Annotated in this window: 7 protein-coding genes; 2 read left to right on the top strand and 5 right to left on the bottom strand. The window is 70.6% G+C overall.

Going from position 1 to position 4,434, the window contains the following annotated elements:
• From H5J30_RS19025 to H5J30_RS19015, 3 genes are all read right to left on the bottom strand, one after another.
• On the bottom strand, positions 1 to 624 hold a 624-nt coding region (locus H5J30_RS19025), incomplete at its 3' end, for an aminodeoxychorismate/anthranilate synthase component II (protein WP_181788618.1).
• Entirely contained in the window at positions 621 to 794 is a 174-nt protein-coding gene (locus H5J30_RS19020; RefSeq protein WP_181788617.1) for a hypothetical protein, read from the bottom strand. The genes H5J30_RS19025 and H5J30_RS19020, both read right to left, overlap by 4 nt.
• Before the next feature lie 182 nt (positions 795 to 976).
• Positions 977 to 1,726 carry a DUF881 domain-containing protein gene (locus H5J30_RS19015; RefSeq protein WP_181788616.1) on the bottom strand — a complete coding sequence of 250 codons (750 nt, stop codon included), beginning with the start codon at positions 1,724 to 1,726 and terminating at the stop codon, positions 977 to 979.
• Between the two features lie 130 nt (positions 1,727 to 1,856).
• Here H5J30_RS19015 and crgA point away from each other — a divergent pair, with 130 nt between their 5' ends.
• A complete protein-coding gene (crgA, locus tag H5J30_RS19010; protein WP_181788615.1) occupies positions 1,857 to 2,114 on the top strand; it encodes a cell division protein CrgA in 258 nt (85 codons plus the stop codon).
• 331 nt (positions 2,115 to 2,445) lie between these two features.
• Here the strand turns inward: crgA and H5J30_RS19005 are convergent, their stop codons facing one another.
• Together H5J30_RS19005 and H5J30_RS19000 are read right to left on the bottom strand one after the other, a co-directional pair.
• A complete protein-coding gene (locus H5J30_RS19005) occupies positions 2,446 to 3,345 on the bottom strand; it encodes a rhomboid family intramembrane serine protease (RefSeq protein ID WP_181788614.1) in 900 nt (299 codons plus the stop codon).
• Positions 3,346 to 3,449: 104 nt separating this feature from the next.
• The gene (locus tag H5J30_RS19000; RefSeq protein WP_181788613.1) at positions 3,450 to 3,974 is read right to left on the bottom strand and encodes a peptidylprolyl isomerase; all 525 of its coding nucleotides are present in this window, start codon (positions 3,972 to 3,974) and stop codon (positions 3,450 to 3,452) included.
• A gap of 188 nt (positions 3,975 to 4,162) precedes the next feature.
• Here H5J30_RS19000 and H5J30_RS18995 point away from each other — a divergent pair.
• On the top strand, positions 4,163 to 4,434 hold a 272-nt coding region (locus H5J30_RS18995), incomplete at its 3' end, for a DUF5324 family protein (protein ID WP_181788612.1).

Below are 4,434 nucleotides of genomic sequence, written 5' to 3'. Positions count from 1 at the left end.
GCCCGTCACCGGCGCCAGCCCCGCCGACCGCTCGACGGCCCCGCCGTCACCGCACTCGACCAGCCAGTTCGCCAGCATCCGGTGCCCCCACTCCGTCAGCACGGACTCCGGGTGGAACTGCACGCCCTCCACCGGCAGATCGCGGTGGCGCAGCCCCATCACGAGACCGGTGTCCGTCTCCGCGGTGACCGCCAGCTCGTCCGGCAGCGACTCCCGCTCGACGGCCAGCGAGTGGTACCGCGTCGCCGTGAACGGCGACGGCAGCCCGGCGAACACGCCCGCGCCCCCGTGCGTCACCGGCGACGTCTTGCCGTGCAGCAACTCCGGCGCGCGGCCGACGACACCGCCGTACGCGATCGCCATCGACTGCAGCCCGAGGCAGACCCCGAACACCGGCAGCCCGCGGGCCGCGCAGTGCCGCACCATGTCGACGCACACCCCCGCCTGCTCCGGCGTACCGGGCCCGGGCGACAGCAGCACGCCGTCGAAGCCGTCGTCCGCGTGCCGCGGTGTCACCTCGTCGTTGCGCAGCACTTCGCAGGTGGCGTCGAGCTGGCACAGGTACTGGACCAGGTTGAACACGAAGCTGTCGTAGTTGTCCACGACCAGAATGCGCGCGCTCATCGCCGGGCGGCTCCCTCGTCGACGGTGACGTCGTTGAACGGCAGCAGGGGCTCGGCCCAGGGGAACACGTACTGGAAGAGGAGGAAGACGACGCCGAGGACGAGGATGAGCGACATCAGCGCCCGTACCAGCGCGTTGCCCGGCAGATGCCGCCAGATCCAGCCGTACATGCGTCCCTCTTCGCCGATCTTCGCCGTTGCCCTTGCTATGGCCCGTCCGCGGCCCGTGCGTGGCCCGTGTATGACCTTGTGCCGCTGCCGAATTCGTCCGTACGAGTCACCAGACTAACGACCCGTCCCCCGCGAGGCGGCAGCCTTCGCACGTGCCACCGGCCGGGGGGACGTGGGAGTCGTCACTCCACGGGGCGGGCGTGGTGGAGGTCGACGGTGCCGGAGTAGCCGGGGAGCGTGACCGAGTCGTGCGGGTCGACCTCGTAGCCGAGGCCGTACGCCTCCACGTAGCGCAGGTAGTTCTGCACCGCGGGCTCGGCGTCCAGGGCGGCCTGGAGGTCCCGGCGGTCGCCGACTGCGGTGATCTTGTACGGCGGTGAGTACACCCGGCCCTGGAGGATCAGGGTGTTGCCGACGCAGCGCACGGCGCTGGTGGAGATGAGCCGCTGGTCCATGACCCGGATGCCCTCCGCGCCGCCCGCCCACAGGGCGTTGACGACGGCCTGGAGGTCCTGCTGGTGCACGACGAGGGTGTCCGGTGTGGGGTCCGGTACGCCGGGGATGAGCGCGGTGGCGTCCGGCGGGGCGTCGGTGAGGGTCACGGTGAGCCCGGCGCCGTCGACCTCCGTGGCCCCGGCCGCCCGCTCCGCGTCGCGGAGTTCCTTGCCGGGGGCGGTGCCCGCGCCGTGGTCGCGCTCGGCGAGGGAGTCGACTTCCTCGCGGAGCGAGGCGTTGCCGCCGTCGAGGCGCTGGTTGGCGCGGTCGCGCTCGTAGATGAGGTCCGTGAGGCGGAGCATGGAGTCGTCGGTGCGCAGGTTGGTGCCCTGGGCGGTGTTGAAGCTCGTCCAGAAGATCAGCCCGGCGAGCCCGAAGGCGGCGAAGGTGAACAGCCGCGCGGGCCTGATACGGAGCCGCTGTGCGGAATTGGTCACCGTACCCTTGTCTCCTTACCCCCGGTGGAAGCACTACGCTAACGGACACGCCCGGGGAAGGAGCCGCCCCCGCGGCTCGGGGCCTCCCCGACAGGCCCCCGCAACCGCAGCGTCGACAGGAGAGTCTCTCGTGCCGAAGTCACGGATCCGTAAGAAGGCCGATTACACCCCGCCGCAGGCGAAGTCGGGCGAGTTCAAGCTGTCCGGCTCCGGCCGGAGCTGGGTGGCGCCGCTGATGCTGGCGTTGTTCGTCCTTGGACTCGCCTGGATCGTGGTGTTCTACGTCACCACCGGAGACCTGCCGCTCGAAGCGATCGGCAACTGGAACATCGTGGTGGGCTTCGGCTTCATCCTGGCGGGGTTCGTCGTCTCCACGCAGTGGAAGTAGCCGCCGCCACCGGCTGCGCGGCTCCGTCGAGGGCCGTCGTGGGCAAAGTTATCCACAGGTCATCCACAGCTGTGCAGAAAGCAGAAGATCTGTGGATAACCTCAGCGGCGTTGACGCCGGTCCGACCGCGGTAGGCCGTCCGGACCAGCGGTGATTCCGTGCTCTGCCAAGGAAAACGCAGGCGTGTTCGATATCGAACGGCTGTCCCCACGGTACGCACAGGATCGCTGACTACCTGTGGACAACTTCGGGCGTGGCTGCTTGCCCCACCCCTCTCAACGCGGCTGCGCCCGGGAGGTTACGGAGCCCGCGCCGCGGGCTGGATCAGGCCCTAGGTCAGCTGCAGGGTGCGGATCACGACCACCGCGGCGATCGCCAGCAGCGCCGCCGCCACCACCGCCCGCTGCACCAGGGCCCGCTTGTCGCGGGGCGCGTGCACGAACCCGTACGCGACGGCCGTGCCGATCACCAGCCCGCCGATGTGGCCCTGCCAGGCGATGCCCGACCAGGTGAAGGTGAAGACCAGGTTGATCGCCAGCAGCACCAGCACGGGCCGCATGTCGTAGTTCATCCGGCGCATCAGCACCGCGGTGGCGCCGAAGAGGCCGAAGATGGCGCCGGAGGCGCCGAGGGCGGCGTCGTTGGGCGCGGCGACCAGATAGAACAGCGCGCTGCCGCCGAGGCCGGAGAGCAGGTAGAGCGTGACGAACCGCAGCCGGCCGAGCGCGGCCTCCAGCGGCGGCCCCAGGAACCACAGCGCCAGCATGTTCAGCGCGATGTGGGCGACTTCCTCGTGCAGGAAGACGGAGCTGAGCAGCCGGTAGTACTGGCCCTCCGCCACACCTTCGAGCGGCCCGCCGAAGGAGAAGACCGCCTGCCCGACGAGGAGCATCGGGTCGGTGACCCGCTCGCCGCCGGAGAGCGCGGCGAGGAAGACCGCGAGGTTGAGACCGAGGATGATCTTGGTGATGAGCCGCGGGTCCGCCGAGGTGACACCGCCCGCGAGCGTACGGGGCGCGGCCGCGCCCGCCGGATGGCCCGTACCGGAGCCGCCGCGGACGCACTCGGGGCACTGGAAGCCGACCGACGCGCTTATCATGCACTCCGGGCAGATGGGCCGGTCGCAGCGCACGCAGCGCACGCCGGTCTCGCGGTCCGGATGCCGGTAGCAGCCGGGCAGCCCGCTCCCCTCGGCCGGTCTTTCCGTGCCGCCTCCCGGTGCCTGGTCCATCAGCTCCCGCGTCCCCTCTGGTCCTGCGCACGCCCCGCCCCGCGCTCCCGCCCGTCGACTCACCTGCAGGTGGTACGACGGGCGGGGCGCTCAGGTTCCCGGAGTCAGCGGCGCGTGATCTCCACGGACTCGATGACCACGTCCTTCTCGGGGCGGTCGGCCCGCTTCGTCCGGACGGCCGCGATCTCGTCGACGACCTTCTTGCCGGCCTCGTCGGCGACCTCACCGAAGATGGTGTGCTTGCCGGTCAGCCAGGCGGTCGGCGACACGGTGATGAAGAACTGCGAGCCGTTGGTGCCGGGCCCCGCGTTCGCCATCGCCAGCAGGTACGGGCGGTCGAAGGCCAGGTCCGGGTGGAACTCGTCACCGAACTCGTAGCCGGGGCCGCCGGTGCCGTTGCCCAGCGGGTCACCGCCCTGGATCATGAAGCCGCTGATGACGCGGTGGAACACGGTGCCGTCGTACAGCCGCCCGTTGGACACCTTGCCCGTCGCCGGGTGGGTCCACTCGCGCTCGCCGGTGGCGAGCTCGACGAAGTTCTGCACCGTCTTCGGCGCATGGTTCGGCAGGAGCTTCACCTCGATGTCGCCGTGGTTCGTCTTCAGGGTGGCGTAGAGCTGCTCAGCCACGATGTGCCTTCCTTACGGATTCATTTGCGTCCCCCGATCCTCGCACGCCCGCCCGCGCGATCCCCAGCCTCCCGCCAAGTCCCGGATGTAACAGAACATGCCGAGCAGGATGAATCCGGGCATGATCTGTACGCAGGTGAACAGGCGCAGAGGGAGACCCGTCCCGTACGAAGGCGAAGGAGAGTTCCGTGACCCGCAAGAACGGCGCGCGCACGGCCACCGACACGGCGAGGCAGAGCGTGCAGCAGGCGGCCGGAGCGGTGGCCCCGTACGCCGCCACCGCCAGGGACCAGTGCGCCCACATGGCGCAGGAGGCGCGCGAGCGCCTCGGCCCGAAGGTCTCCGACCTGGCCACGAGCGCCCAAGTGGCGTACGGCGCCCACGTCGGCCCGCACATGCGGAAGGTGCGCAGGGCGGTACCCGACGAACTGGACAGAACAGCCGCCGACGCGGCCCGCCG

It is taken from the genome of Streptomyces phytophilus (assembly GCF_013870535.1).
In the GTDB taxonomy this organism is placed as follows: Bacteria; Actinomycetota; Actinomycetes; order Streptomycetales; family Streptomycetaceae; genus Streptomyces; species Streptomyces phytophilus.
Note: the sequence above shows the minus strand (reverse complement) of the source record. Positions and strands in the feature narration are given on the sequence as shown.

Excerpts from the sequence above, each read along its gene's own strand:
- H5J30_RS19005 (WP_181788614.1), bottom strand. The coding sequence starts at position 3,345 with ATGGACCAGGCACCGGGAGGCGGCACGGAAAGACCGGCCGAGGGGAGC.
- H5J30_RS19020 (WP_181788617.1), bottom strand. The coding sequence starts at position 794 with ATGTACGGCTGGATCTGGCGGCATCTGCCGGGCAACGCGCTGGTACGG.